This is a genomic window from Pseudomonas sp. B414 (genome assembly GCF_055408445.1).
The window spans coordinates 48971-73815 of sequence record NZ_JBUZTQ010000002.1 but is presented as its reverse complement, the minus strand read 5'-3'; the positions used below and the strand labels follow the sequence as shown (position 1 = coordinate 73815).

General features: G+C 58.1%; 27 protein-coding genes. 13 read left to right on the top strand and 14 right to left on the bottom strand.

Going from position 1 to position 24845, the window contains the following annotated elements:
* Positions 1–77: 77 nt before the first annotated feature.
* Positions 78–1040: an NAD(P)H-quinone oxidoreductase gene (locus tag ACZRMH_RS02565; RefSeq protein WP_464012017.1), complete on the bottom strand. Its 963-nt coding sequence runs from the start codon at positions 1038–1040 to the stop codon at positions 78–80.
* A gap of 139 nt (positions 1041–1179) precedes the next feature.
* Here ACZRMH_RS02565 and ACZRMH_RS02560 point away from each other — a divergent pair, with 139 nt between their 5' ends.
* Positions 1180–3261 carry a carboxy terminal-processing peptidase gene (locus ACZRMH_RS02560; RefSeq protein WP_464012016.1) on the top strand — a complete coding sequence of 694 codons (2082 nt, stop codon included), beginning with the start codon at positions 1180–1182 and terminating at the stop codon, positions 3259–3261.
* A gap of 54 nt (positions 3262–3315) precedes the next feature.
* On the opposite strand, the gene ACZRMH_RS02555 is transcribed toward ACZRMH_RS02560, so the two are convergent.
* The 4 genes from ACZRMH_RS02555 to ACZRMH_RS02540 form a co-directional block, all read right to left on the bottom strand.
* Entirely contained in the window at positions 3316–3759 is a 444-nt protein-coding gene (locus ACZRMH_RS02555; protein WP_464012015.1) for an SEL1-like repeat protein, read from the bottom strand.
* Positions 3760–4128 (bottom strand): hypothetical protein, encoded by a 369-nt coding sequence (locus ACZRMH_RS02550; RefSeq protein ID WP_016780139.1) that lies wholly within the window; start codon positions 4126–4128, stop codon positions 3760–3762.
* A complete protein-coding gene (locus ACZRMH_RS02545) occupies positions 4125–4466 on the bottom strand; it encodes a helix-turn-helix domain-containing protein (RefSeq protein WP_464012014.1) in 342 nt (113 codons plus the stop codon). Before ACZRMH_RS02545 ends, ACZRMH_RS02550 begins: the two co-directional genes overlap by 4 nt.
* A gap of 417 nt (positions 4467–4883) precedes the next feature.
* Complete coding sequence (locus tag ACZRMH_RS02540; RefSeq protein WP_464012013.1) at positions 4884–5603, bottom strand: FKBP-type peptidyl-prolyl cis-trans isomerase; 720 nt, start codon at positions 5601–5603, stop codon at positions 4884–4886.
* Between the two features lie 247 nt (positions 5604–5850).
* On the opposite strand from ACZRMH_RS02540, the gene ACZRMH_RS02535 reads away from it, so the two are divergent.
* Both ACZRMH_RS02535 and ACZRMH_RS02530 read left to right on the top strand, forming a co-directional pair.
* Complete coding sequence (locus tag ACZRMH_RS02535; RefSeq protein WP_464012012.1) at positions 5851–7665, top strand: di-heme-cytochrome C peroxidase; 1815 nt, start codon at positions 5851–5853, stop codon at positions 7663–7665.
* Between the two features lie 43 nt (positions 7666–7708).
* On the top strand, positions 7709–8845 hold the full coding sequence (locus ACZRMH_RS02530; protein ID WP_464012011.1) for a catalase family protein: 1137 nt from the start codon (positions 7709–7711) through the stop codon (positions 8843–8845).
* Positions 8846–8982: 137 nt separating this feature from the next.
* Here the strand turns inward: ACZRMH_RS02530 and cysB are convergent, their stop codons facing one another.
* The 4 genes from cysB to ACZRMH_RS02510 form a co-directional block, all read right to left on the bottom strand.
* On the bottom strand, positions 8983–9957 hold the full coding sequence (gene cysB, locus ACZRMH_RS02525; protein ID WP_016780131.1) for an HTH-type transcriptional regulator CysB: 975 nt from the start codon (positions 9955–9957) through the stop codon (positions 8983–8985).
* A 113-nt stretch (positions 9958–10070) separates the two neighbouring features.
* Complete coding sequence (locus ACZRMH_RS02520; protein ID WP_464012010.1) at positions 10071–10571, bottom strand: universal stress protein; 501 nt, start codon at positions 10569–10571, stop codon at positions 10071–10073.
* A gap of 94 nt (positions 10572–10665) precedes the next feature.
* A complete protein-coding gene (locus ACZRMH_RS02515; protein ID WP_464012009.1) occupies positions 10666–11583 on the bottom strand; it encodes a 5'-nucleotidase in 918 nt (305 codons plus the stop codon).
* Positions 11584–11621: 38 nt separating this feature from the next.
* Positions 11622–11948, bottom strand: coding sequence for a thioredoxin family protein (locus ACZRMH_RS02510; RefSeq protein ID WP_464012183.1), 327 nt, complete (start codon positions 11946–11948; stop codon positions 11622–11624).
* 57 nt (positions 11949–12005) lie between these two features.
* Between ACZRMH_RS02510 and ACZRMH_RS02505 the strand changes: the two genes are divergently transcribed.
* The gene (locus ACZRMH_RS02505) at positions 12006–12452 is read left to right on the top strand and encodes a PilZ domain-containing protein (protein WP_464012008.1); all 447 of its coding nucleotides are present in this window, start codon (positions 12006–12008) and stop codon (positions 12450–12452) included.
* Positions 12453–12582: 130 nt separating this feature from the next.
* Positions 12583–13659 carry a 3-deoxy-7-phosphoheptulonate synthase gene (locus ACZRMH_RS02500; RefSeq protein ID WP_464012007.1) on the top strand — a complete coding sequence of 359 codons (1077 nt, stop codon included), beginning with the start codon at positions 12583–12585 and terminating at the stop codon, positions 13657–13659.
* A gap of 115 nt (positions 13660–13774) precedes the next feature.
* Here ACZRMH_RS02500 and ACZRMH_RS02495 read toward each other — a convergent pair whose 3' ends face one another.
* Positions 13775–14710 (bottom strand): LysR substrate-binding domain-containing protein, encoded by a 936-nt coding sequence (locus ACZRMH_RS02495; protein ID WP_464012006.1) that lies wholly within the window; start codon positions 14708–14710, stop codon positions 13775–13777.
* A 336-nt stretch (positions 14711–15046) separates the two neighbouring features.
* Here ACZRMH_RS02495 and ACZRMH_RS02490 point away from each other — a divergent pair, with 336 nt between their 5' ends.
* From ACZRMH_RS02490 to ACZRMH_RS02460, 7 genes are all read left to right on the top strand, one after another.
* Positions 15047–15817, top strand: coding sequence for an ABC transporter substrate-binding protein (locus ACZRMH_RS02490; protein ID WP_464012005.1), 771 nt, complete (start codon positions 15047–15049; stop codon positions 15815–15817).
* 109 nt (positions 15818–15926) lie between these two features.
* Positions 15927–16616: an ABC transporter permease gene (locus tag ACZRMH_RS02485; RefSeq protein WP_464012004.1), complete on the top strand. Its 690-nt coding sequence runs from the start codon at positions 15927–15929 to the stop codon at positions 16614–16616.
* Positions 16613–17326, top strand: coding sequence for an ABC transporter permease (locus tag ACZRMH_RS02480; RefSeq protein ID WP_464012003.1), 714 nt, complete (start codon positions 16613–16615; stop codon positions 17324–17326). Before ACZRMH_RS02485 ends, ACZRMH_RS02480 begins: the two co-directional genes overlap by 4 nt.
* Before the next feature lie 27 nt (positions 17327–17353).
* Positions 17354–18121, top strand: coding sequence for an ABC transporter ATP-binding protein (locus tag ACZRMH_RS02475; protein ID WP_464012002.1), 768 nt, complete (start codon positions 17354–17356; stop codon positions 18119–18121).
* 23 nt (positions 18122–18144) lie between these two features.
* Positions 18145–19245: a DUF2817 domain-containing protein gene (locus ACZRMH_RS02470; protein WP_464012001.1), complete on the top strand. Its 1101-nt coding sequence runs from the start codon at positions 18145–18147 to the stop codon at positions 19243–19245.
* A 156-nt stretch (positions 19246–19401) separates the two neighbouring features.
* Positions 19402–20469 (top strand): aromatic ring-hydroxylating dioxygenase subunit alpha, encoded by a 1068-nt coding sequence (locus ACZRMH_RS02465; protein WP_464012000.1) that lies wholly within the window; start codon positions 19402–19404, stop codon positions 20467–20469.
* Between the two features lies 1 nt (position 20470).
* A complete protein-coding gene (locus ACZRMH_RS02460) occupies positions 20471–21556 on the top strand; it encodes an FAD-binding oxidoreductase (RefSeq protein WP_464011999.1) in 1086 nt (361 codons plus the stop codon).
* 49 nt (positions 21557–21605) lie between these two features.
* On the opposite strand, the gene ACZRMH_RS02455 is transcribed toward ACZRMH_RS02460, so the two are convergent.
* Positions 21606–21887 carry a GNAT family N-acetyltransferase gene (locus ACZRMH_RS02455; RefSeq protein WP_019827604.1) on the bottom strand — a complete coding sequence of 94 codons (282 nt, stop codon included), beginning with the start codon at positions 21885–21887 and terminating at the stop codon, positions 21606–21608.
* Positions 21888–22367: 480 nt separating this feature from the next.
* On the opposite strand from ACZRMH_RS02455, the gene oprI reads away from it, so the two are divergent.
* On the top strand, positions 22368–22619 hold the full coding sequence (gene oprI / locus ACZRMH_RS02450) for an outer membrane lipoprotei OprI (RefSeq protein WP_003172710.1): 252 nt from the start codon (positions 22368–22370) through the stop codon (positions 22617–22619).
* Between the two features lie 138 nt (positions 22620–22757).
* Here the strand turns inward: oprI and ACZRMH_RS02445 are convergent, their stop codons facing one another.
* The 3 genes from ACZRMH_RS02445 to ACZRMH_RS02435 all read right to left on the bottom strand — a co-directional run bounded on the left by ACZRMH_RS02445 (position 22758) and on the right by ACZRMH_RS02435 (position 24842).
* On the bottom strand, positions 22758–23786 hold the full coding sequence (locus ACZRMH_RS02445) for a L,D-transpeptidase family protein (protein ID WP_464011998.1): 1029 nt from the start codon (positions 23784–23786) through the stop codon (positions 22758–22760).
* 98 nt (positions 23787–23884) lie between these two features.
* A complete protein-coding gene (locus tag ACZRMH_RS02440; RefSeq protein WP_003446817.1) occupies positions 23885–24178 on the bottom strand; it encodes a hypothetical protein in 294 nt (97 codons plus the stop codon).
* 58 nt (positions 24179–24236) lie between these two features.
* On the bottom strand, positions 24237–24842 hold the full coding sequence (locus ACZRMH_RS02435) for an arylesterase (RefSeq protein ID WP_464011997.1): 606 nt from the start codon (positions 24840–24842) through the stop codon (positions 24237–24239).
* Positions 24843–24845: the final 3 nt, after the last annotated feature.

Here is a 24845-nt window from a genome sequence, read left to right as displayed (position 1 = left end):
TTGCTCGCGATGGGATCGGCGCAATGTTGCTGATGTACCGCGGCGCCTGAATCGCGAGCAAGCCCGTTCCCACAGAGTCAGACCAGGCTGCTATCAACCACCAGCACCAGCTTGCCCGACACCTGATTGCTGGCCAGTTCGGCAAACGCCGCCTGGGCCTGTTCAATCGGGAAGGTCTTGGCCAGTTGCGGACTCAAGCGGCCTTCAGTAAACAACGGCCACACCTGCTGCCCCAGATCACTGAGCAGGTCAGCCTTGAACTGATCGCTGCGGCTGCGCAGAGTCGAGCCCAGCAACTGGATACGCTTGCCCAGCACCAGCGCCAGATCCAGTTCCGCCTTGCGCCCACCCATCAAACCGATCAACACCCAGCGGCCATCCTGCGCCAGCAACTTGAGGTTGGACTCGGCGTAGTTGGCACCCACCGGGTCCAGCACGACATCGAACGGGCCCATGGCCTTGAGACTGTCCAGACCCTCGGTACGTACCACACCACCCTGCGCACCCAACTCCTGGCAATAAGCCAGACGCTCGGCCGAACCCACGGTTACCCAGCACGGGCTGCCAAAGGCCTTGCATAGCTGAATGGCCGCTGAACCAACGCCACTTGCCCCGGCGTGCAACAACACCTTCTCACCAGGCTTGAGCGCTGCCAACTGAAACAGGTTCAGCCAGGCCGTGCTGTACACCTCAGGCAAGGCTGCCGCCTCAAGCAGCGACAAGCCTTCAGGCACCGGCAGGGCATGACGGCCATCCACCACCACCTCCTGGGCCATGCCACCGCCCGCCAACAGCGCGCAAACCCGGTCGCCAACCTGCCAGGAGGAACCCGGGCCCACTTCGCTGACCACACCGGAGCACTCCAGGCCCAATACCTGGCTGGCGCCGGGCGGTGGCGGATACAACCCGGCGCTTTGTAACAAATCAGCCCGATTGAGCCCCGCAGCCGCCACTTGAATTCGAATTTGCCCTACATCACAGGTAGGGCTTGGCTCTTCAACCCACGTCACTTGACCTTCAACGCCTTGCAATGCTTTCACAGTGCCTCCATAGTAAGTCTGGACTGAGCCCGGAGCTGTTGCGCCGGGCTTTTTGCATTATGCGACCGGTCCTTGATGGAACCGGCGACTTCAAAGACGGCCTAATATGCGTTATCAATTGCCCCCGCGTCGAATCAGCATGAAGCATTTATTCCCTAGCACCGCACTTGCCCTATTCATTGGCCTAGGCGTTTTGCCGTTTTCGGCCAATTCGTTCGCCGCTAACAGTTGGGATAACCTTCAGCCCGATCGTGATGAGGTAATTGCCAGTCTTAACGTAGTTGAGCTGCTCAAGCGCCATCATTACAGCAAGCCGCCACTGAATGATGCGCGCTCCGCGATCATCTATGACAGCTATCTGAAGCTGCTCGACCCTTCGCGCAGTTACTTCCTGGCCAGCGATGTAGCCGAATTCGACAAGTGGAAGTACCAGTTTGACGACTTCCTCAAAAGCGGTGACCTCAACGCCGGGTTCATCATCTACAAGCGCTATCTGGACCGGGTCAAATCGCGTCTGGACTTTGCCCTTGCCGAGCTGAACAAGGGCGTTGACTCGCTGGACTTCAATGCCAAGGAAACCCTGGAGATCGACCGCAAGGACGCTCCATGGCTCAAGACCGAGGCCGAGCTCAATGACCTGTGGCGCAAACGCATCAAGGACGAAGTCCTGCGCCTGAAGATCGCCGGCAAAGAGCCAGCGAAAATTCAGGAACTGCTGACCAAGCGCTACAAGAATCAATTGTCGCGCCTTGACCAGACCCGCAGCGAAGATATCTTCCAGGCGTATATCAACACCTTCGCCATGTCTTATGACCCGCACACCAACTATCTGTCGCCAGATAATGCGGAAAACTTCGACATCAACATGAGCCTGTCCCTCGAGGGCATCGGCGCCGTGTTGCAGAGCGATAACGACCAGGTAAAAATCGTCCGTCTGGTGCCCGCTGGCCCTGCCGACAAGACCAAGCAGGTCGCTCCGGCCGACAAGATCATCGGGGTCGCCCAGGGCGATAAAGAGATGGTCGACGTGATCGGCTGGCGCCTGGACGAAGTGGTCAAGCTGATTCGCGGCCCTAAAGGCTCTGTGGTGCGCCTGGAAATAATTCCGGCAAGCAACGCGCCGAACGACCAGACCAGCAAGGTTGTGTCCATAACCCGCGAAGCCGTGAAGCTTGAAGAACAGGCTGCGAAAAAGTCGATCCTTAATCTGAAACAGGACGGCAAGAACTACAAGCTCGGCGTGATTGAGATCCCGGCGTTCTACCTGGACTTCAAGGCGTTCCGCGCTGGCGACCCGAATTACAAGAGCACCACCCGCGACGTCAAAAAACTGCTGACCGAGTTGCAGAAGGAAAAAGTCGATGGCGTGATTATCGACCTGCGCAACAACGGCGGCGGCTCGTTGCAGGAAGCCACCGAACTGACCAGCCTGTTTATCGACAAGGGCCCGACCGTGCTGGTGCGTAACGCCGACGGCAAGGTCGATGTGCTTGAAGACGAAAACCCGGGCGCGTTCTACAAAGGTCCGATGGCGTTGCTGGTCAACCGCCTGTCGGCTTCGGCATCGGAGATTTTTGCCGGTGCCATGCAGGATTACCACCGCGCGCTGATTATCGGCGGCCAGACGTTCGGCAAAGGCACGGTGCAAACCATCCAGCCGCTGAACCACGGCGAGCTGAAACTGACACTGGCCAAGTTCTACCGGGTTTCCGGGCAGAGCACCCAGCATCAGGGCGTACTGCCTGACGTGGCCTTCCCGTCGATTATCGACACCAAGGAAATCGGCGAAAGCGCACTGCCTGAAGCCATGCCGTGGGACACCATTCGCCCTGCGATCAAGCCGGCGTCGGACCCGTTCAAGCCTTATATCGACAAGCTCAAGGCCGAGCACGATGCACGGGTGGCCAAGGATGCCGAGTTCATCTTTATCCGCGACAAGCTGGCCCTGGCCGAGAAGCTGATGGCCGAGAAGACCGTGAGCCTGAACGAAGCCGAGCGCCGCGCACAGCACGCCGACATCGATGCCAAGCAGCTGGTGATGGAAAACGCCCGCCGTCAGGCCAAAGGCGAAGCACCGCTCAAGGAAATGAAGAAAGAAGACGAAGATGCACTGCCGGTTGAACCTGAAAAGACCAAACCGGAAGATGATGCCTACCTGAGTGAAACCGGGCGGATTCTGCTGGACTACCTCAAGCTCAGCTCGCAAGTAGCCAAAAAGTAATTCAAACGTGTAAAAAAGGGCGGGCCGTGTAATGCGGCCCGCCCTTTTTGTTGGCTATTGGTAAAGCCTGGCCAACTCAGGATCAGCCACCAGTCCCGGGCCACCCTGCTGGTACAAGTTCGCCAGTTTGTGCGATGCCAACGGGTGCCCGGCCTTGACCGCCATCGTCCACCAGCGTGCCGCCTCGGCTGCATCCGGTGATTTGCCGAGCGAACCGGCCAGGCTGAAAACACCCACCTGATAAGCCGCTTTGCCATCGCCGCTCAACGCTGCCAGACGCAGCAATCGTAGGCCCTCCTCCTTGGCACCCAGCCCTTGTCCACGAAAGGCCAGGATATGCCCATAGAAGCTCTGGGCAGGGGTATCGCCAAGGTTGGCCATGCGCGCAAACTGCCCCTCCATCCAGTGCCAGATGCGCGGCTGGCGAACACACCAGGGCCAGTGAAACAACTTGCGCGCCAGGCCGTAGCCCAAACGCGCCTTAAGCCGCCTGGGCACTCAGGCTTCCTCATGCTCATAGGCATGCTCAAATACCCGTACCACCTCGGAGGCGTGCCAGGAGGCAGCGGCAATCCCATCCGGCGGGCCGGGGAAGCGTCCGAGGCGCTCCACGCACTCGAAAAAACCGGTCCGTGGCAAGCGGCTTGCACCCTGACTAATCACCAGAGAGCTGCGCAATGGCTGATCGGCCTTGGCATCCATCGCTGCCAGATGTTCAAGGGCTGCGGTCAGAGTCAGCATCGCCGGGCTCGGCAGTTGCAAACGTTCCAGTAATGCGCGGTAGGTCAGCAAGTGACGCTGTCGACGCGCCTGATCCAGCTCAGCCAGCAACCCATCCCAGTGTTGACGACTGATGCGAACGCTCATGATGCTTCCCTCCAGCCTGCGATTCCCAGCTCCCAGGCCAAACTGCGACGGATAGCGAGGTCGGGAAGACGCTCACCGGTTTCGATCATTCCCAGATACGACGGGCTAATGCCTACCGTGCGAGCCAGCGCCTCAAGGGCCAGGCCCTTGTCCTCGCGCAGGCTGCGCAGCTGATCAAGCCCGTGACGTAACGGCTCGGATGCAGATGGCTGTGGCTCCGGTGCCGCAGTTGCGGCTTGCTCCTTGATCCCTGCTGCCTTGAGCAGCGCCTGATAACTCTCCCAAGAAAGAACGGCGTATTCAGGCTCACCATTGCGCTTGATGATTTGAAGATCCATTTACTTAACCCCGTAAGACTTTTTCAAGAATCGAGTAAGAAGTTTCACCTTGCAGCTTAATCCTATCAGCCGCGAAGGTCTTCGGGGTTTTCGATCTGAAGTGAAATTTTTGTGAAAAGATTCGAAAGCGCGGCTTTGAAACTGAAATGTTATCCACACAAATTGTGGATAACCTTGTGAACAGAGCTGTTTTTTAGCGCTGAAAGGCCCGTCCCATAAGGGCCACAGTCAGATCGGGCGTTTTTTACACACATAAAAAAACCCATAAATTCATTGACTTGGCAGTCAGCAACCACTAGCCAAGGGAACTTATGGGTCATTTAAAGCCTTGTAGGGCAAAACCTACAGTAAAAAAATCCGGACTACAGAAACGACAACGCCCCGTCGAGACGGGGCGTTACGCGTACACAATGCTGCTTATTGGGCAGGCGCTTGTTCTGCTTTTGCTGGATCTTTGATGCCCAGCAGCTCCAGGTCGAATACCAGCACCGAGTTGGCCGGGATCGACGGGCTTGGGCTTTGTGCGCCGTAGGCCAGCTCGCTAGGGATATACAGCTTGTACTTCTCACCAACGTGCATCAGTTGCAGGCCTTCAACCCAACCCGGAATCACGCCGCTCACCGGCAGATCAATCGGGCTACCACGTTCAACCGAGCTGTCGAACACCTTGCCATCGATCAACTTGCCTTCGTAGTGAACAGTTACTACGTCGGTCGCTTTAGGCTGAGGGCCATCGGCTTTCTTGATGACTTCGTACTGCAAGCCAGAAGCGGTAGTGACAACACCGGCTTTCTTGCCATTTTCTTCGAGGAATTTTTTGCCTGCAGCAGAGGCTTCTTCGCTCATTTTGGTCAGACGTTCTTCAGCACGCTTTTGCAGGGCTGCGAACGCTTCGACCAGTTCGTCATCCTTGAGTTTTTGCTCTTTCTTGCCGACGGCATCTTCGATGCCCTGGGCTACGGCCTTGGAATCCAGATCATCCATGCCTTCTTGAGCCAGGCTTTTGCCCATGTTCAGGCCAATGCCGTACGAGGCTTTTTGGGCCGGAGTTTTCAGCTCTACGCTGGTCTGCGAATCACAACCCGCCAGTACCAGGCTTACCAGGGCCACAGCTGCCGCCAACCGATGCTGTTTCATGCTATTTCCTTGTTCATGCGCCAAATGGGCAATCGAATAAAGCCGCGAGCTTATCAGGCGGCCGCGACCAATGGCTACCGGCATAAGAGGGGCAATGGGTGGATAAGTTCATGGATTATTAACAATTCATTTTAGCTGCAACTTTTGTTAACACATCTATAAACGCTGCAATGCACAACCCTGCTTACTTGATGCTAGACCCGACCTGAGGCATAAGGCTGTAAATATTTTTACAAGGAGCGTTACTGTGCGTCTGTTTTACCGTGTTCTGCTGGGGTTGCTGGTGGCTGTAGCCCTGGGCCTAGGCCTGGTGCTCTATTTCGTCGCCAATCCAAAACTGCCTGCTTACCAGCCCCCGCAACAACTGCACTACCTGGATCAGTGGAGCCCTGCTGATCGCCAGACCTATTACTACACCCCCCAGGGCACCCAGGTTAAAGGCCTGCATTACGACTGGTTCAGCGCCCTTGAGCTGCCTTTTTCCAAACAACCTTTTGCCGCCCCCGAATACCTGGCGCGCTTCGGCTTTCTGGTAGACCCCAAGCAGCAAGCCAGTGCCGCCAACCCGGGCAACCTGCCAGTGGGCTTTACCCGCCACCAGAACCCCGGCAGCAACGTGGAATATCTGGATATCACCTGCGCCGCCTGCCACACCGGCGAACTGCGCTTCAAAGGCCAGGCTGTGCGGGTTGACGGCGCCCCGGCCCAACACGTACTGCCATCGAGCGTGCCGACCCTGCGCGGCGGCAGCTTTGGCCAGGCGCTGGTAGCCAGCCTCGCCGCGACCTACTACAACCCGTGGAAATTCGAGCGCTTCGCCCGTACCGTGCTGGGCGATCAATATGAAGCGCAGCACCAGCAACTGCGCAAGGACTTCAAAGCGTCGCTGGACACTTTCCTGGGTGTGGCCTGGAACGATACCCACCGCGGCCTCTATCCAACCCTGGAAGGCCCGGGCCGTACCGATGCTTTTGGGCGCATCGCCAATGCCAGCTTCGGCGATGCGATTTCCCCCGACAACTACCGCGTGGCCAATGCACCGGTGGATTACCCGCACCTGTGGGACATGTGGACATTCGACTGGGTACAGTGGAACGCATCGGCCAAGCAACCCATGGCGCGCAATATCGGCGAGGCTCTGGGGGTTGGCGCTACCCTGAACTTTTTCGACCAGCATGGCCAGCCACTCCAAGGTGATGCCCGCTACCCGTCAAGCGTTCGCGTCAACGACCTGCACCTGATCGAGGAAACCCTGCAAAAACTCAAGCCTCCGGTCTGGCCAGAAGCGCTGTTCGGCAAGATTGACCGGCCGCTGGCGGCCAAGGGTCGCGCGCTGTTTGCCGAAAACTGCGCAGGGTGTCACGTACCCCCTGAAGTCGAAGAAAACGGGCGGATGGTCAAGCAACTCAAATTGTTGCCTGTCGACGTGATCGGTACCGACCCCAATACCGCCAACAATATTGCCGACAACCGCTACGACCTCAGCGCGCTGCAATGGGACCCGGCCGAACTGGCCAAAATGAACGTCGACCTGTACCCCAAGACCGACGAGCCGCTGGACATGAGCAAGCTGTCAGTGGCCAAGGGCCTGGCCTATGTCACAGCCTTTGTTGAAAAGCGTGCTTATCACGATGCCAATATCGGCCCCGAAGAACAGGATCGCCTCAACGGCTTTGGCTTGCCGATCGGCGTACTGGAAGTGCGTGCCTACAAAGCGCGACCGCTCGACGGGATCTGGGCCACCGCGCCCTTCCTGCACAACGGCTCGGTACCTACGGTGTATCAACTGCTTTCGCCGCAGGCCGAGCGTGATGCCACTTTCTATCGCGGCAGCTTTGAGTACGACCCGCGCCATCTGGGCTACCGCACAGAGGCCTTTGACGGCGGCTTTATGCTCGACACGCGTATCAGCGGCAACCACAACAGCGGTCATGAGTTCCGCGCCGGCCCTCGCGGCAACGGCGTGATCGGGCGCCAGCTGCAACCGCAAGAGCGCTGGGCGTTGCTGGAGTACCTCAAAGTACTTGGCGGCCCGCTTGAACAAGAGTTGCCCACACAATGACACGCCTTCGTCATACAGAAGAATTCGCTAAAAGGATGTTTGCATGCTGACCACTTTCTGGCTTCGACTCGGCAAATGCCTGGGCAAGTTGCTATTGGCCCTGATTGCCTTGGGATTGCTCGGCTGGGCACTGGCCACGGGCTGGTACGCCTGGCAGCATCGCGGGCCGGTCTCGGCCCAGGAGCAAATCCCTGCGGGTGAAGCCGCCATGACCCGGGACACCATCCAGACGGCGATCAAGATCGTCGACCAGCACCGCGAAAACACCCGCTATTTGCGCGACGCTCACGCCAAGGCCCACGGCTGCGTCAAGGCGCAAGTGCAGGTACTGGATGATCTCGATCCGGCTTTGCGCGAAGGGGTATTCGCTACCCCGGGCAAAACCTGGCAAGCAGTGATGCGCCTGTCCAACGGCAATGCCTACCCGCAATTTGACAGCATCCGTGATGCCCGCGGCATGGCCATCAAGTTGCTGGACGTGCCGGGCACTCAACTGCTGCCAAGCCAGCAGGGACGTGCCGAGCAGGACTTTGTGATGTTCAACCATCCCAATTTCTTTGTCAGCGATGTCGCAGAATACCGTCAGAACATCGCCGCCCAGGCGGATGGTAAAAAGGTGTTGGCATTTTTCCCGTCATGGGACCCGCGCAGCTGGCAGATCCGCCATTTGTTTATCGCCCTGGCAACCCTGTCGCCAGCGCCGAGCAGCCCGACGCAAACCACGTACTTTTCGGTATCGCCCTACAAGTTCGGCACTGCCAATGCCAAGTACCGTGTAGCACCAGACCCGGAAAGTTGCCCGGCATATACCTTGGCGAAGCAAAACGAAGCACTGCCCAATTTCCTGCGCAATGCCTTGAACCAGCAGTTGTCCACGGATCGGGTGCCGGCCTGTTTTGTGCTGCAGATTCAACGCCAGGACGCCAACCGCTTTATGCCGATCGAAGACACCAGCATTGAATGGAAAGAATCTGACGCACCTTTCGAGACGGTCGCCCGGGTCAAGGTTGCACCACAGGACTTCGACACGCCCAGCGAAAACCTGGCCTGTGACAACCTGTCGTTCAGCCCCTGGCATGGTATTGAAGAACATCGGCCGATTGGCGGGATCAACCGCCTGCGCAAGGCGGTGTATGACGCAGTGAGCGAGTATCGGCATGCCCGTAACGCCGAGCAGTAACCGGTATTAATGCAGGCAAGACCGCATTGCCTGCATCGCGAGCAAGCCCGCTCCCACACTTGCCCTGCAAGCAACAGATTTTGTGTACGACACAAAATCTGTGGGAGCTGGTTTGCTCGCGATACGGTATGACCGAATCAATGCACCGGCAGTTCAACACCCTCAAACAGCTCTTCAAGCTCTTGCTTGTTGTGGCAGGCAATAGCCTTGGCCATCACTTCACGGGTGAGGTGCGGGGCAAACTTTTCGATAAAGTCGCACATAAACCCGCGCAGGAAGGTGCCCCGGCGGAAACCGATCTTGGTGATGCTGGATTCAAACAGTTCGCTGGCATCCAGTACCACCAGGTCTTTATCCAGATTGGTGTCCACGGCCATCTTGGCCACGATGCCAACACCCAGGCCCAGACGTACATAGGTTTTGATCACGTCGGCGTCGGCTGCGGTAAACACCACTTTAGGCGTCAGGCCGCGATGACTGAAGGCTTCGTCGAGCTTGGAACGGCCGGTAAAACCGAACACGTAAGTCACGATCGGGTATTCAGCCAGCGCTTCGAGGGTCAGCTTCGGCAATTTGGTCAGCGGGTGACCTTGCGGCACTACCACACAGCGATTCCAGCGATAGCACGGCATCATCACCAGATCGCCAAACAGCTCAAGGGCCTCAGTGGCAATGGCGAAATCGACGGTGCCATCAGCAGCCATCTCGGCGATCTGCATCGGCGAACCCTGGTGCATATGCAGCGCGACATCCGGGTACTGCTTGATGAAATTGCTGATCACCGGTGGCAGAGCGTAACGCGCCTGGGTGTGAGTGGTGGCAATCGACAGGGTGCCTTTTTTCTCGTTGGAGAATTCCTGGGCGATCTGCTTGATGCTTTCGACCTTGCGCAGGATCTCGCCAGCCGTGGTAATGATGCGCTCGCCAGCTGGCGTCACTCGGGTCAGGTGCTTGCCGCTACGGGCAAACACCTCGACGCCAAGCTCGTCTTCAAGCAGGCGGATCTGTTTGCTGATACCCGGTTGTGAGGTGTAAAGGCTTTGTGCCGTGGCTGAAACGTTGAGGTCGTGGTGCGCCACTTCCCAGATGTAGCGCAATTGTTGAAGCTTCATATGCATCCCTCAAAGCTGATAGACGCCAAGGGTATCGGCGGCGGTATATAACTATATGGAAGGTTGGAATAAGAAATCTAGAACTTTTTATCGTTTTTATCGATTCATCAGCCTTACACATCAGCGCTGCGCCGACGCTGCATCAGCGGTACCAGATACACCGGGACCTTTGCCAGTTCGATAACCCGGGCTGCCGTGCGCCCCAAATGCGATTCGCCCCCCGTGGGCTGGGCATGGCTGCCCAAAATCAGCAGGTCAACTGAGAGCTTGTGCGACTGTTCCAGAATGACTTGTGAAGGCTCCCCCTGAATGACCTTGACCGAACGGATCAAGGCCAGCTCCTGTTCCCAACCTGCCAACTCTTCGCGAAGACTCTCCAGTACCCGCAACTCTATATTGGACAGCATGGTGCTCATGCCCTGCTGGTGCAGCTCGCTCAACGCCCGCTCATCCAGGTAGCTCTGCAATACCGACTCGGCAAACAGCCCCATGGGCTCGACCACATGCACCACAAACAAATCTGCGCTGAAGCTGCGGGCCATACCCAGCGCGTGCTGCATCACAACAGGCGCGTAAATGCCAAGGTCAGTGGCGTAAAGAATTGAGCGGATCATGCGACCTTCCCGACAGCTTTTATGGACGAGGTAAGTTGAGCTTAGCAGCGCCCGGGAAAGTCAGATGGCCCGCTCGGCAACTTGCGAACAGTACTCACTCAGCCATTGAGTCACGGGTTTCATTACTGATGCCGTGGGGTACATGACCGGTTGCCACAACCTGGCGCGCCCTTTCGCAATGACCGGCCTGATCATCAAAAAACACATCGGCAGCAAAGGCTTCCAGGAACGCCGACTTGTCCAGCCCACCCAGGAACAGCGATTCGTCCAGACGGATATCCCAATCGCGCAAAGTACGGATAACTCGCTCATGTGCCGGCGCCGAACGCGCAGTCACCAGCGCGGTACGAATCGGGCAAGCGTCATCAGGAAATTCGCGCTGCAACAGGTTCAACGCCTCCAGAAAACCCTTGAACGGCCCGCCACGCAGTGGGTTGCGTGCGGATTCGCGCTCGAGGGACTGAAAGGCCTCCAGGCCTCCGGACTGGAAAACCCGCTCCGACTCATCGGAGAACAGCACCGCATCGCCGTCAAAGGCAATCCGCAGCTCATTGCTTTCGGCCCGCAGCGCACCGCCCGAGAGAATAGTCGCTGCCGCAAAACCTGCATCCAGGGCACTGCGCACGTCGTCGGCATGGGTCGACAAAAACAAGTCGCAACCAAAGGCATTGAGATAGGGATGGGGGTTACGCCCGCCCGAGAATGCGGCACGGGAAATATTCAGGCCGTAATGCTGAATCGAATTAAACACCCGCAACCCGGTGTCGGCACTGTTACGGGATACCAGCACCACCTCGACCCGCTCACGGCCAAGGCTGGCATTAAAGCTGAGGAGCTTTTTGACCAGCGCAAAGGCATCTCCAGGCGCCAGTACTTCATCTTCATGTTCGATCTGATACTGCCGGTACGCCTCGATACCCTGGGTCAGGTACACCTGATGGCTATCGCTCAAATCGAACAGGGCCCGAGAAGAAATGGCCAGCACCAGCTTGCCCTTTAAGCCTTTGCTCATATCGCCTCCACAGCATTAAAGCGGATTCAAACGTTGCTTCACGGTAGCTCGTCAGGCTCAAGCATCAAGGCCAGGCGAATATGGTGGGCCAGTTCGCCCTCACTCAGACGCGATTTCAACTCACCGTAAAACGCCCCGTCGCGCACTACAAACAGGGTGGGCAAATGAAAAATTTCGTAACGTTCGACCAAGCCACCGTTATTGCCGGCATCAATCCAGCACAACCGCTCCACGGGCAACTGCATGTCCGGGAGCATGCGTCGGGCCACCCGGCACGCCGAGCAGCCCGCGCTGGTGAAGATCACCAGTGAGGTGCCGGGCAGCACCAGCAGTTGCTGATCAGCATCAAAGTCGGTCAGTTCCATTGCAGTCACTATACTCATAAGACAATACTAATTTAATGGCACTTGGAGTCAGCTTTCATGGGTCGTTTTTTACCTCACCCAGACGATGTTCCCGTTGAGATAACGCCACGCAACCAACCCTCACTTTCACGCCACAAGTTGCACTCTATCAGCCTCGGAGGCGTTTCGTGCAACAGCGACAGAGGTTGGCGGCGGGGCACCGCAGTTGATATGTGCATGCCATCCCTGGGGGAAAACGCACGCTATCCGGGCTATATCGCCTGGTGCGAAAAGCATCTTGACGGTTACCGGATCGGGGTTGCCCTGATCGACGAACAAACCCTGTTTGGGGCACGTATGGGCGAGCAAGTGTGCCAGATCGAGCACTATTCACGCCTGCAGCAGCAACAGGGCCCATGCCCGCTGGACCTGCAAGCGCTGGCTCTGGAATGGATCATTCATCACTCCGCAGAGTTCTCCCAGGCCACCATGGATCACGCGATGAAGCAGGCAGTGCCGGATTAAAGCTGGCCTGCCCATTGTCGAATTACCGGATAACGCGTTAAGGTTCGGCTCCCCGATGCGCTCAATCAAGCTGTGCTCCGCCGCACGGGGATCGCTGGCGGCCGGCACCCGTGACCTGACGAGTAACACGATGGCTGATTTACCGATCGACGACCTAAACGTTGCCTCCAACGAAACCCTGATCACCCCTGAACAGCTCAAGCGCGAGATTCCTCTCAGCGAAACAGCGCTGCAGACCGTGACCAAAGGGCGCGAGGTGATTCGCAACATCCTGGATGGCACTGACCATCGACTCTTCGTTGTCATCGGGCCTTGCTCGATTCACGATCTCAAGGCTGCCCATGAATACGCCGAGCGCCTTAAGGTGCTTGCGGCTGAAGTCAGCGACACGCTGTATCTGGTCATGCGGGTTTACTTCGAAAAGCCCCGTACTACAGTGGGCTGGAAAGGCCTGATCAACGACCCGTACCTGGACGACTCGTTCAAGATTCAGGACGGTCTGCATATCGGTCGCAAGCTGCTGCTGGACCTGGCCGAAATGGGCCTGCCCACCGCAACTGAAGCCCTTGATCCGATTTCCCCGCAGTACCTGCAGGACCTGATCAGCTGGTCGGCCATCGGCGCGCGTACCACTGAGTCGCAGACTCACCGTGAAATGGCGTCCGGCCTGTCTTCGGCCGTGGGTTTCAAGAACGGCACCGATGGCGGCCTGACGGTAGCGATCAATGCTCTGCAGTCGGTATCCAGCCCGCATCGTTTCCTGGGTATCAACCAGGAAGGCGGCGTGTCGATCGTTACGACCAAAGGCAACGCCTATGGTCACGTGGTATTGCGTGGCGGCAACGGCAAGCCGAACTATGACTCCGTCAGCGTTGCGCTCTGCGAGCAGGCACTGACCAAGGCCAAGATCACCCCGAACATCATGGTCGATTGCAGCCACGCCAACTCCAACAAGGACCCGGCCCTGCAACCGCTGGTCATGGAAAACGTGGCCAACCAGATCGTCGAGGGCAATCAGTCGATTATCGGCCTGATGGTTGAGAGTCACTTGAACTGGGGCTGCCAGGCCATTCCTAAAAACCTTGAAGACTTGCAGTACGGTGTGTCGATCACTGATGCCTGCATCGACTGGTCGGCTACCGAGACCACCTTGCGCAGCATGCATGCCAAGCTCAAGGATGTGTTGCCCAAGCGCGCCCGCGGTTAACATAGCCCTTGTATATGGGAGCGGGCTTGCTCGCGATGGCATCACCTCGGTGTTCAAGATTTACCGAGTGGCCTGCATCGCGAGCAAGCCCGCTCCCACAGGTGTCCAGGGTTTATCACCCAGCCACCAGCAACCGCTGGCTAGCCACCATCTGCTCCCGCCCCCGCGCCACCATCCAGCGATGAAAATCGCGGCAGTGCTCCTTGTCAAATGCACCCTTGGCGCTCACCAGAAAATACGCCGATGGCAATGCCAGGCCCTGGGCAAACGGCATGATCAATCGCCCCTGCGCCAGCGCATCCGCCACCATCGAATACTGCGCCAGCACCACGCCCTGCCCCGCCTGTGCGGCTTGGATTGCCATGGCCGACAGCGAATACACCCGATAACCGTCACGCAACCCCTCGCAGTCCTCCTGCCGGGCCTTGAACCAGTCGCGCCAGGACGGTGGCGAAGCAAACTTGGGTAACCAGTCAATCGACAGCAAGGGATAGGCCAGCAAGTCCTTGGGGCTCTGCAATGGCGCATCGGCGCGCAGCAACTGCGGGCTCAGCACTGGCACGACGCAATCGCGGTACAGCTCGATGGCATTTTCGCTGCCCACGTAATCACCGTAGGTAAAGCGAAAATCGATGTCATAGCCCTCGGGCGACGGCTCGGCATGGCTGCCATCGAGAAACACATTGAGCTGCGGATGCTGCCCCTGCCAGACGTAGATATGCGGCGCCAGCCATTCCGAGAGCAGCGACGGCAAGGCGCTGATGCGCAGGTTGCTGGCGTTTTTTGAGCGTTCGACTTCGGTCTGGGCAATGCGCAGGCTCTCAAACGCCGCCGCGCAACTCTCGTGATAACGCTGACCGGCAACAGTCAGGCGGATGCGCTTGCCGACTTTATGGGTCAGGCTCAGACCCAGAGTGTCTTCGAGCAACTTCATCTGCTGGCTCACCGCCCCGGCCGAAATCCCCAGGCGCCGGGCTGCCTCGACAATTCCGCCAAAACGGCCAACAGCTTCAAAAACCTGCAATGCACGCAGGGAAGGCAAGCTAGTCATACACATCTCCAGACGGTCCGATACTTTAGCTCAGCTATAGGAAGCTACAGCTTTTACCCTCTTTTAGAAAATTGAAAGCCTCGTATTCTGAGGAAGGCGTCTCGCAACCCAACGAGGAAAATTCCCACATAAATGTAACTCTACGTAACGCAACACTTGGCTGAATGACACCGCCTGCGCATGACTGGACCTCACCCACCCAGTTAACTGCTCTGGCCCGCCATTCAGTCGACTTGGCCTGCAAATTGCTCATCATGTATATACAGGTACGGTCATTAGCCTTCATCTGTGTAGAGCGGTCATAACGCTGAATTCGTCTGACAAAGGAAAATAACAATGAAAAAACTTGTCCTCGCAACCGTCCTGGCACTGGCATCCACCGGCATTCTGGCCAAGGACCTGAGTGAGATTCGCTTTGGCGTTGACCCGACTTTCGCGCCCTTTGAATCGAAAAACGAAAAAGGTGAGTTAATCGGCTTTGATATCGACCTGGGCAATGCCATTTGCGCCGAGCTCAAGGTCAAGTGCAAATGGGTCGAGACCCCGTTTGACAGCGCCATTCCAGCCCTGCGTGCGAAGAAGTTCGATGCCGTGTTATCAGCCATGACCGTGAACGAACAGCGTAAAAAGAACGTCGCCTTCTCCGACCGCCTCTACAACTCCCCCAACCGCCTGATCGCGAAAAAGGACAGCGGCCTGCTGCCCACCCCCGAATCCCTCAAAGGCAAGCGCGTCGGCGTCGCCCAGGGCACTACCCAAGAGGCCTACGTCAAAGCCATCTGGGCACCGCAAGGGGTAATCATGGTCACCTACCCCAACCAGGACCTGCTGTACCCGGACCTCGTCAGCGGCCGCATCGATGCCAGCCTGACCGACGCCGCCGTGGCCGATATCGGCTTTTTGCAGACCAGCAAAAACACTGGGTTTTCCTTCGCCGGGGACGCGGTGGTCAACGACGAGATTCTCGGCGAAGGCATCGCCATCGGCCTGCGTAAGGACGACCCGGTTCTGCTCGAAGCCATCAATCGGGCACTGGCCGCCATGCACAAGGACGGTACCTACGACAGCATCCAGAAAAAGTACTTCACCTTCGATATCTATAACTAAAGCCCGCCTCTGACCGGCGCCGGATGACCTGCCTGCGGGATGTCCGGCCTTGCACTGCACTTTCGCGCACCCGGCCTGCGGGCCGTGGCTGCCTATGGAGCGACAGAACATGCTTTTACAGGGCTATGGCTCACTGATTGTCGAAGGGACACTGGCGACCATCCAGTTGGCGCTGCTGTCGATGCTGCTGGCCGTCACACTGGGTCTGATCGGCGCTTCGGCCAAGCTGTCGAAACAACCGGCCTTGCGCCATGTTGCGGCGGGCTACACCACCCTGATCCGCAGCGTGCCGGATCTGGTGATCATGCTGCTGCTGTTTTTCAGCCTGCAGATCTGGCTGAACAACCTCACCGAGTGGTTGGGCATCGAGCAGATCGATATCAATCCGTTCGCCGCCGGAGTGCTGACCCTGGGCTTTATCTACGGGGCGTACTTCACCGAAACCTTTCGCGGCGCTTTTCAGGCCGTGCCCGCAGGCCAGCTGGAAGCGGCCGTGGCTTACGGCATGAACCGGCGCCAGGTATTTATGCGCGTGCTGTTCCCGCAAATGATGCGCTTTGCCTTGCCCGGTATCGGCAACAACTGGCAGGTGCTGATCAAGGCCACGGCGCTGGTGTCGATCATCGGTTTGATCGATATCGTCAAAGTCACCCAGGATGCCGGGAAAAATTCGATGGACCTGTTCTATTTCAGTGTGATCGGCGGATTGATCTACCTGGCCCTGACCACTGTCTCCAACGGTGTATTGATGTGGCTTGAACGCCGCTATTCGGTTGGCGTCAGAGGTGCCCAGCTATGAACGAGATCATCCAGGAATACTGGAAATCCTACCTGTGGTTTGATGGTTATCAGCTCTCGGGGGTGGCTATGACCCTGTGGCTGCTGGTCGCCTCGATTGCCATCGGCGGCACCCTGGCCGTACCGCTGGCAGTGGCGCGGGTGTCGCGCAACCCGTTGCTGCGCATTCCGGTGTGGTTCTACACCTACGTGTTTCGCGGCACCCCCCTGTATATCCAGTTGCTGATTCTCTACACCGGGATCTACAGCCTGCAGGTGGTGCGTGACCAACCGACGCTGGATGCGTTTTTTCGCGAAGGTATCAACTGTACGCTGCTGGCGTTTGCCCTCAACACCTGTGCCTACACCACGGAGATATTCGCCGGAGCCATCCGCTCCACACCCTATGGCGAGATCGAAGCCGGGCGCGCCTACGGCATGTCCGAGTTCACTCTGTACCGACGCATCATCCTGCCGTCGGCGCTGCGCCGTTCACTGCCGTTCTACAGTAACGAAGTGATCCTGATGCTGCATTCCACCACCCTGGCGTTCACGGCTACGGTGCCGGATCTGCTCAAGGTCGCCCGGGATGTGAATTCGGCCACCTACTCCTCGTTTGAAGCCTTTGGCCTGGCCGCCGTGTTGTATGCGGTGATGGTCTTTACCCTGGTCTGGCTGTTTCGCCGCTGCGAGAACCGCTGGCTGGCCTTCTTGCAACCACAGGGCCATTGAACCCGCGCCATTTGGAGAGTATCGAGCATGTACAAACTCAATATCGAGGGGCTGCACAAGAAGTACGGCAACCATGAAGTCCTCAAGGGCGTGTCGCTCAAGGCCAAGGCCGGTGATGTAATCAGCATCATTGGCTCCAGCGGCTCGGGCAAAAGCACCTTTTTGCGCTGTATCAACTTTCTCGAACAACCCTGCGCCGGCAGCATCGCGGTCAATGACGAGCCTATCCGCACCCGGCAGGATCTCAACGGTGCCATGCACGTGGCCGATCCGCGCCAGTTGCAAAAAATCCGCACAAAACTGGCGATGGTGTTTCAGCACTTCAATTTGTGGCAGCACATGACCGTGCTGGAAAACATCATCGAAGCCCCGGTGCATGTGCTGGGGATCAAGCGCAAAGAAGCTGTCGAGCGGGCGCGTCAGTACCTGCACAAGGTCGGCCTGGCACCGGAGGTCGAAAGCAAATACCCGTCGCACCTGTCCGGCGGTCAACAACAGCGGGTCGCCATTGCCCGGGCGCTGGCGATGGAGCCGGAGGTGATGCTGTTCGACGAACCCACCTCGGCCCTGGACCCGGAACTGGTGGGCGAAGTGCTCAAGGTGATGCAGGCTCTGGCCGAGGAAGGCCGCACCATGGTGGTGGTGACCCATGAAATGGGCTTTGCACGCAACGTCTCCAACCATGTGATGTTCCTGCATCAGGGCCTGGTTGAAGAACAGGGGCCGCCCGGCGAAGTGCTGGTCAACCCCAGGAGCGAGCGCCTGACCCAGTTCCTTTCCGGGCGCTTGAAGTGAGCATTTTTGAGCAGGAGCAAGGCATGACCACAGGTTTCCCTTCACACCGCAGTTTTGCCCACCAGCGGGAACAGTTTCTGGCCGCGGCCAACGAGGCCGGGGCACAGCTTTACGAGTACCCACACCCGCTACGCGGCCCGTTTGGCGAGGCTCTGGGCACTGACGTCGCCGTGCTGGGCAATCCGCTGGCCAAACACCTGCTGGTGGCCCTGAGCGGCACCCACGGCGTGGAAGGCTATTACGGCTCGGACTGCCAGCGCCAATGGCTGCACAGCTTGCGCGGGCGCAGCCTGCCCGATGATGTCGCGGTGCTGATGATTCATCTGATCAACCCCTGGGGTACGGCGTGGATGCGCCGGGTCAATGAAGACAATATCGACCTCAACCGCAACTATCTGGACTTCAGCCGCACACCGCCCGACAACCAGGCCTATGAAGCGCTGCATGAGGTCTACAGTTGCGACCAATTGCACGGCCCGCACCGCGACCGGGCCGATGCCCTGCTCAATGAGCGGGTGCAGGGCGAAGGCTGGTCGGCGGTGATGTCCATCGTCGAAGCGGGCCAGTATCGGCATCCCGACGGTCTGTTTTACGGCGGCAACAGTGCCAGCTGGTCGAACCGGACGTTGCACCGCATTCTCCAGGAACACCTCGGGCACGCCAGCAGCGTCATGTGCTTCGACCTGCACACCGGCGCCGGTGACTATGGTCATCCGATGCTGATGACCATCGCCCAGGCCCCTTACCCGGCACTGGAAGATGCACAGCATCTGTTTGGCCCCTGGCTGTTCACCCTGATGACCGGCGCTGGCAGCCACAGCGACACCGGCGTTGCCGCGACCGCCACCGGTTACACCTCGCAGGCAATCATCGACGCCCTCCCCGGGGTGCGTTTGATGCCCTTTGTGATCGAGTGCGGCACCTACCCCGGCGAGCAGATTCACACGGTGCTGCGCGACGACCAGTGGCTGCATCTGCACGGTGATTTGTTCAGCCCCGAGGCGCGGCAGATCAAGCTCAAGCTGCTGGAGCAATTCTTCCCGGCCGACCCGGACTGGCAGGAACTGGCGTGGGTGCGTACACGGCAAATCTGGGAGCGGGCGTTGGCCTCTCTGACCGGTTAATCGCGGTAGTGACTCACTACTGTGTGAGCGGGCTTGATAGTTAAGCAAAGCTAAATCACTTAACAGTTTTAGCCATCTATTCTTACTCAATCACTCCCTCTTATTCTGGTCTCGTCCTCGCACAGGGCACACCCCAGAATAATAAGGAGAGACCGCATGTTTATGCGCAACGCGTGGTACGTCGCAGCCAGTGAAACTGAATTGGGCGATGCCCTGCTCCCGGTCAAGCTGCTCAACGAATCTGTGGTGCTGTATCGCAAGGGCGATGGCACCCCGGTCGCCCTGGAGGATGCCTGCCCGCACCGCAAGTTGCCGCTGTCATTAGGCCGACGCAAGGGTGATGACATCGAGTGCGGTTATCACGGTCTGACCTTCGACTGTTCCGGCAGTTGTGTAAAGGCTCCCGGCAGCAGCCATGTGCCCAAGGGCGCAAAGGTGCGCAGCTACCCGCTGCAGATCCGTTATGGCCTGATCTGGATCTGGATGGGCGATGCCGCTCTGGCCGATGCCGACAAGATCTGCCACGTGCCGGAATGGGATGACCCGGACTGGGGCCTGAACCGTGGCGACAGCATGCTGATCCCCTGCAATTACCTGTATATGACCGACAACCTGCTGGACCCGTCCCATGTGGCCTGGGTCCATCAATCATCCTTTGGCAACGCCGCCTGCGCCCTGGAGCCGCTGAAAACCACGGTCACCGATGCTGGTGTGATTGTCTCGCGCTGGATGCGTGACGTTGAGGTGGCGCCCTTCTATGCCAAGTTCGTCAAATTCAGCGGCAACTGCGACCGCAAGCAACACTACGAAGTCCATTACCCGGCGCAAGCCATTATCAAGGCTATCTTCACCCCGGCGGGTACCGGCAGCGATGACGGCGAGCTGCATGAGCAGGTGTTCCTGATGAACTCCTACAACTTCATGACCCCCATCGATGAATCGAATACCCGCTACTACTGGTTTCAGGTGCGTAATTTCGATCAGGACAACCAGGAGATTTCCCGCCAGTTTGACGAAGACGTACGCCACGCCTTTGCTGAAGACCGGGTTGTGCTCAGCGCGGTTCATCAGGGCATGAGCCACAAGCGCAGCCCCAATATCGACCTGGCTTCAGACGCAGGGCCGCTGCGCTTTCGACGCAATCTGGGGCGGTTAATTGCCCTTGAGCAAGCCGAAAACCTGATCCCGCTGGTACCCGCCCTGTCGAACACTGTGGAGGCCTGAGATGAGCAGTTTCAACGCCTGGCGGGTGATCGACAAACAGCCGGAAAGCGCGATCATTACCTCCTTTGTCCTCGCCCCGGTCGATGGTATCAGACGTCTGGATTTTCGCCCGGGGCAATTTCTGACCCTGCGCTTGCGCCTGGCCGACAACAGCACCCTGCTGCGCAACTACAGCTTCAGTGCCTGCGCCACCCAGCCGGGCCAGGTGCGAATTTCGGTCAAGCGCGAGCCAGCGCCCTTCGACCAGCCTCACCTGAAACCGGGGCTGGGCTCCAACCATCTGCATGACTGTGTGCAAGTAGGGGACGAGTTGCAAGTCGCAGGCCCGTCCGGCACCTTTATGCTGGACGAACTCAGCACCCGGCCCGTGCTGCTGTTCAGCGGCGGGGTCGGGCTGACGCCGATGGTCAGCATGCTGCACACCCTGAGCCTGCAGCAGGGCCGCGCCGTGCACTTTGTGCATGCCTGTGAAAACGGTGCGGCGCATGCCTTGCGCGACGAAGTACTGGCACTGGCCGATCGGCGTCCGGGCATTGCGGTGCATTTTTGCTACCGCAACCCTGCTGCAGAGGACCGACAGCGCTATCACAGCCAAGGCCTGATCAGCCGCCAGACCCTGCAACAGTTACTGCCTCTGGATGACTACGATGTCTACCTGTGCGGCCCGCGCCCGTTTATGCAGGCGAACTGGCGCCTGTTGCGCAGCCTTGGAGTGGGCAAGGAGCGTATTCACTATGAATTTTTTGGGCCCGCCGCCGTGCTCGCGGAAGACGAGATCGGGCCGGTTGCAGCACCCGCCATCACACCCATCTTACCGAGCCCGGGCAACGACACGCTGAACGTGTGCTTTATGCCGTCAGGCACTCGGGTGGTTTGGGATAAAGATTGTCACTCGCTGCTGGACCTCGCAGAGCAGGCCGGCCTGGCACCCGCATTCAATTGCCGGGCGGGTTTGTGCAACACCTGCCAGGTTCGTCTGCAGGAAGGCTCTGTGGAGTACTTTGAAGAGCCGCTGGAGACACCGCAAAACGGCGACATCCTGTTGTGCTGCAGTCGGCCCACCAGTGCAATCACCGTGCATTTGTAGTCGCACACAAAAACGCCGGAGCAAGCCCGGCGTTTTTATCGATCTGATTTCAGGTATTGGCCTGAGGGCGCTTGTGGCGCTCCATGTAACGTTCTACATACGAGCATGAGGGAATCACCTCATAACCCATCTTGTCGGCGTAATCGAGCGCCTGCTCGGTCAATGCTGCCGCAATACCCCGACCACGCAAGGCATTGGGCACGAACGTGCGATAGATATCCAGAGTCTGCTTGCCCAGATCCATATAGGTCAGGTAAGCACGATGACCGTCGACAGTGGTCTCAAACTGGTGACCTGCCTGGTCATGGTGGATAGACAACGCCTCGCTCATCATTGCTCCTCGCGGGTCTTGAACCGTGACCCCTACCTTACTGTGGTTTTTCCGCTGAGGAAACAACTACGCCATCACGCACGCGTTGCCAGCACAGGTTGTGCCGACAGGTCTGATTACAGCGTAGCCAATCTCAATGCAAATGTTCGGCTCATGTAGTCGTCAGTTGTCAGCAGAACTCGACTGCCCAAACGACTCGTCAGAACCAGGGACATTTTCCGGAAGGTTGAGGCTATGACGCACAGCCGCACTTAAAGTCACGTGATGCCATCATGAGGATGTCACTGTGCACGCTCCAAACTGACTGTTTTACAAGCACAATCCGTTAAAGCTAGCCCATCTACATAGCTTGCCAATTATTTTTTTTGGTTCTTGCGCTAGGTCATTTTACTTACTACAAGTAATGGGTACTATGTACGCCGGCTGTTTCCTCACTTTGAAGGAGCAGCTTTAATTAGAAAGTCCTTGAAGGGGAACACGATGAACAACGTTCTGAAATTCTCTGCTCTGGCATTGGCCGCAGTTCTGGCTACCGGTTGCAGCAGCGTATCTAAAGAAACTGAAGCCCGTCTGACTGCAACTGAAGATGCAGCAGCTCGCTCCCAGGCTCGTGCTGACGAAGCCTACCGTAAAGCTGATGAAGCTCTGGCTGCTGCTCAAAAAGCACAGCAGACTGCTGATGAAGCTAACGAGCGCGCTCTGCGCATGCTTGAAAAAGCAAGCCGCAAGTAATAGTCCTTCGGGACTGTTATCAAGCCGACCTATTTTTAGGTCGGCTTTTTTATTGCCTGTCGCACAATAAGCAGGCAATAAAAAAGCCGCCGGGGGGTATTAACCACGGCGGCTTTTTATCGGGCTGTTTAAAGTACCTTACTGCACGTAATCCAGCGACTGGCCTGCAGCCACTGCCGAATTGGAAATGCCGATTTCTGCAGGTATGCCCGTTTCGGCACCCACTACAGGAAATGCCCTGTCTTTGTCGATCTGGACGCTGTTTTCCAGGTCTTTGTGCTTGAGCAGGAAGTTGATAAAACCCGCGTACTTGTTCTGCAAGTCTTCAGGGGTCAAATGGGACTTGTCGCTGACAGCCAGCAGCGAACCATCCTTGACGTTCAACGGCTCATGCACCTCCAGGAACACCTTGCCATCGCGAACACCCAGTTTGTACGGTTCGTTGATGATGCGCACCGGCGTGCCGACCGGCACCATCTGGGCCATTTCCAGCACGTTCTTGTTCAGCATGCGGAAGCAGCCGTGGCTGGTGCCAGTACCGATGCCGAACTTGGCATTAGAGCCGTGGATCAGGTAGCCGGGCATCCCGAGAGTGAACTTGAACGGGCCCAACGGGTTATCGGGGCCTGCGGGCACCACATTAGGCAACGGGTCGCCATTTTTGGCGTGCTCGGCCTTGATGGAGGCCGGAGGCGTCCAGGTCGGGTTCGGCGTCTTGGCGGTGATCTTGGTCTGCCCCAGAGGCGAGCCCCAGCCTTCGCGACCAATACCCAGCGGAAAGGTGTAAACCTTGTTCTGGTCCTTCGGGAAGTAATACAGCCGATATTCCGCCAGGTTGATCACGATTCCTTCACGCTTGCCCGGCGGCAGGATGAACTGGGTCGGCAACACGATATCGGTGTCGATGATAGTGCCATCCGGGTTCTTCTTGACCGGCAACCAGGCGTCTATTCCCGGGTTGGCAGCGATCATTTCCGAGTAGCCCAGTTCGTACTGACTGCCCAGATCGGCGAAGGAGTCTTCGTACTTGCCCTTGATCACCTGCACTTCGCCGACGACATCTTCGCCTGGCGGTGGCAGCGGGAACTCAAGCGCAACAGCGGGCCCCGCAACACAAAGTGCGGCAACTGACAGGTAGCGGGTGACTGCAGGTAGGCGCGACAACATCCGGAACATCCTTCGCATAAACAACGGGGGGACAAAAAAGGGAGTGTACACCGCGCCCACGGGGAGCGTGAGCCGGTCAGGGCAGCAAACAGCTTACATCATAGTTCAAAGCGCAGCTCTGGCCAGATGGGCTCGGTGCCACGGCGCTGCGACTCGATAATGGCCCGGCACAGCGGGCACAACCGGTGGTCCTGAAAGACCTTGCGCGTGACATCCGACCAGCGCGGTTGCGCAGGCAGCAACGAGCCACACAACGTACGGTCAATGGTGCCTCCCAGCTCCAGTTGACGCGTCACCAGATGCACCCGTACCTCCTGGCAGGCGAACAAATCGAGCTGCTCATCGGGCTCGATCAGTTGATAGGCATATAAAGACCAGGCAGGACGCGACATCGGGGGCTCCAAATCGGGGGGGCGCCACCTTAGCCGAAACACTGCCACTAGAAAAGCATCAAAGCAGGGGTTTTAACGCCGGCCATACATTATCCAGCAAAAGCCCCTGCGCACCGACCGCTGGATGGATGCGATCGGCCTGCATCAGCTCGGGTTTGCCGCCCACGCCTTCAAGGAAAAACGGTACCAGCACGATCTGTTTTTCCTTGCCCAGTTCGGCATAGACCGACGCAAACGCCTGGGTGTAACGCGCACCATAATTGGGCGGCAATTGCATACCCAGCAGCAGCACTTTGGCACCCGCCTGCTGCGACGCATCAATCATCCCTGCAAGATTTTGTTTCAATTGCGCGGGCAGTTGACCACGCAGGCCATCGTTGCCACCCAACTCGACAATCACCACATCCGGTTTATGCTCTGCAAGCAGCGCCGGCAGCCGCGCCAGCCCGCCAGCGCTGGTGTCGCCGCTGATCGAGGCATTGACCACCTGGTCGTCGTATCCTTGCTCCTTGAGCCGCTGTTCGAGCAAAGACACCCATCCCAGACGGGTATCCAGGCCGAAAGCTGCGCTGATACTATCGCCGACGATCAAGATTGTTCCCGCCGTTGCCGTCTGTGCCATGCACATCAGGGCCAGAGCAGCACTTATAAACCACACACGCATTGG

Bases quoted from the DNA above. Each gene is read 5' to 3' on its own strand.
- ACZRMH_RS02560 (WP_464012016.1), top strand. From the start codon at position 1,180: ATGAAGCATTTATTCCCTAGCACCGCACTTGCCCTATTCATTGGCCTA.
- cysB (WP_016780131.1), bottom strand. From the start codon at position 9,957: ATGAAGCTTCAACAATTGCGCTACATCTGGGAAGTGGCGCACCACGAC.
- ACZRMH_RS02470 (WP_464012001.1), top strand. From the start codon at position 18,145: ATGACCACAGGTTTCCCTTCACACCGCAGTTTTGCCCACCAGCGGGAA.
- ACZRMH_RS02550 (WP_016780139.1), bottom strand. From the start codon at position 4,128: ATGAGCGTTCGCATCAGTCGTCAACACTGGGATGGGTTGCTGGCTGAG.
- ACZRMH_RS02465 (WP_464012000.1), top strand. From the start codon at position 19,402: ATGTTTATGCGCAACGCGTGGTACGTCGCAGCCAGTGAAACTGAATTG.
- ACZRMH_RS02475 (WP_464012002.1), top strand. From the start codon at position 17,354: ATGTACAAACTCAATATCGAGGGGCTGCACAAGAAGTACGGCAACCAT.
- ACZRMH_RS02500 (WP_464012007.1), top strand. From the start codon at position 12,583: ATGGCTGATTTACCGATCGACGACCTAAACGTTGCCTCCAACGAAACC.
- ACZRMH_RS02440 (WP_003446817.1), bottom strand. From the start codon at position 24,178: ATGTCGCGTCCTGCCTGGTCTTTATATGCCTATCAACTGATCGAGCCC.
- ACZRMH_RS02455 (WP_019827604.1), bottom strand. From the start codon at position 21,887: ATGAGCGAGGCGTTGTCTATCCACCATGACCAGGCAGGTCACCAGTTT.
- ACZRMH_RS02460 (WP_464011999.1), top strand. From the start codon at position 20,471: ATGAGCAGTTTCAACGCCTGGCGGGTGATCGACAAACAGCCGGAAAGC.
- ACZRMH_RS02510 (WP_464012183.1), bottom strand. From the start codon at position 11,948: ATGGAACTGACCGACTTTGATGCTGATCAGCAACTGCTGGTGCTGCCC.
- ACZRMH_RS02515 (WP_464012009.1), bottom strand. From the start codon at position 11,583: ATGAGCAAAGGCTTAAAGGGCAAGCTGGTGCTGGCCATTTCTTCTCGG.
- ACZRMH_RS02485 (WP_464012004.1), top strand. From the start codon at position 15,927: ATGCTTTTACAGGGCTATGGCTCACTGATTGTCGAAGGGACACTGGCG.
- ACZRMH_RS02540 (WP_464012013.1), bottom strand. From the start codon at position 5,603: ATGAAACAGCATCGGTTGGCGGCAGCTGTGGCCCTGGTAAGCCTGGTA.
- ACZRMH_RS02445 (WP_464011998.1), bottom strand. From the start codon at position 23,786: ATGTTGTCGCGCCTACCTGCAGTCACCCGCTACCTGTCAGTTGCCGCA.
- ACZRMH_RS02495 (WP_464012006.1), bottom strand. From the start codon at position 14,710: ATGACTAGCTTGCCTTCCCTGCGTGCATTGCAGGTTTTTGAAGCTGTT.
- ACZRMH_RS02545 (WP_464012014.1), bottom strand. From the start codon at position 4,466: ATGGATCTTCAAATCATCAAGCGCAATGGTGAGCCTGAATACGCCGTT.
- ACZRMH_RS02530 (WP_464012011.1), top strand. From the start codon at position 7,709: ATGCTGACCACTTTCTGGCTTCGACTCGGCAAATGCCTGGGCAAGTTG.
- ACZRMH_RS02435 (WP_464011997.1), bottom strand. From the start codon at position 24,842: ATGCGTGTGTGGTTTATAAGTGCTGCTCTGGCCCTGATGTGCATGGCA.
- oprI (WP_003172710.1), top strand. From the start codon at position 22,368: ATGAACAACGTTCTGAAATTCTCTGCTCTGGCATTGGCCGCAGTTCTG.
- ACZRMH_RS02520 (WP_464012010.1), bottom strand. From the start codon at position 10,571: ATGATCCGCTCAATTCTTTACGCCACTGACCTTGGCATTTACGCGCCT.
- ACZRMH_RS02480 (WP_464012003.1), top strand. From the start codon at position 16,613: ATGAACGAGATCATCCAGGAATACTGGAAATCCTACCTGTGGTTTGAT.
- ACZRMH_RS02490 (WP_464012005.1), top strand. From the start codon at position 15,047: ATGAAAAAACTTGTCCTCGCAACCGTCCTGGCACTGGCATCCACCGGC.
- ACZRMH_RS02505 (WP_464012008.1), top strand. From the start codon at position 12,006: ATGGGTCGTTTTTTACCTCACCCAGACGATGTTCCCGTTGAGATAACG.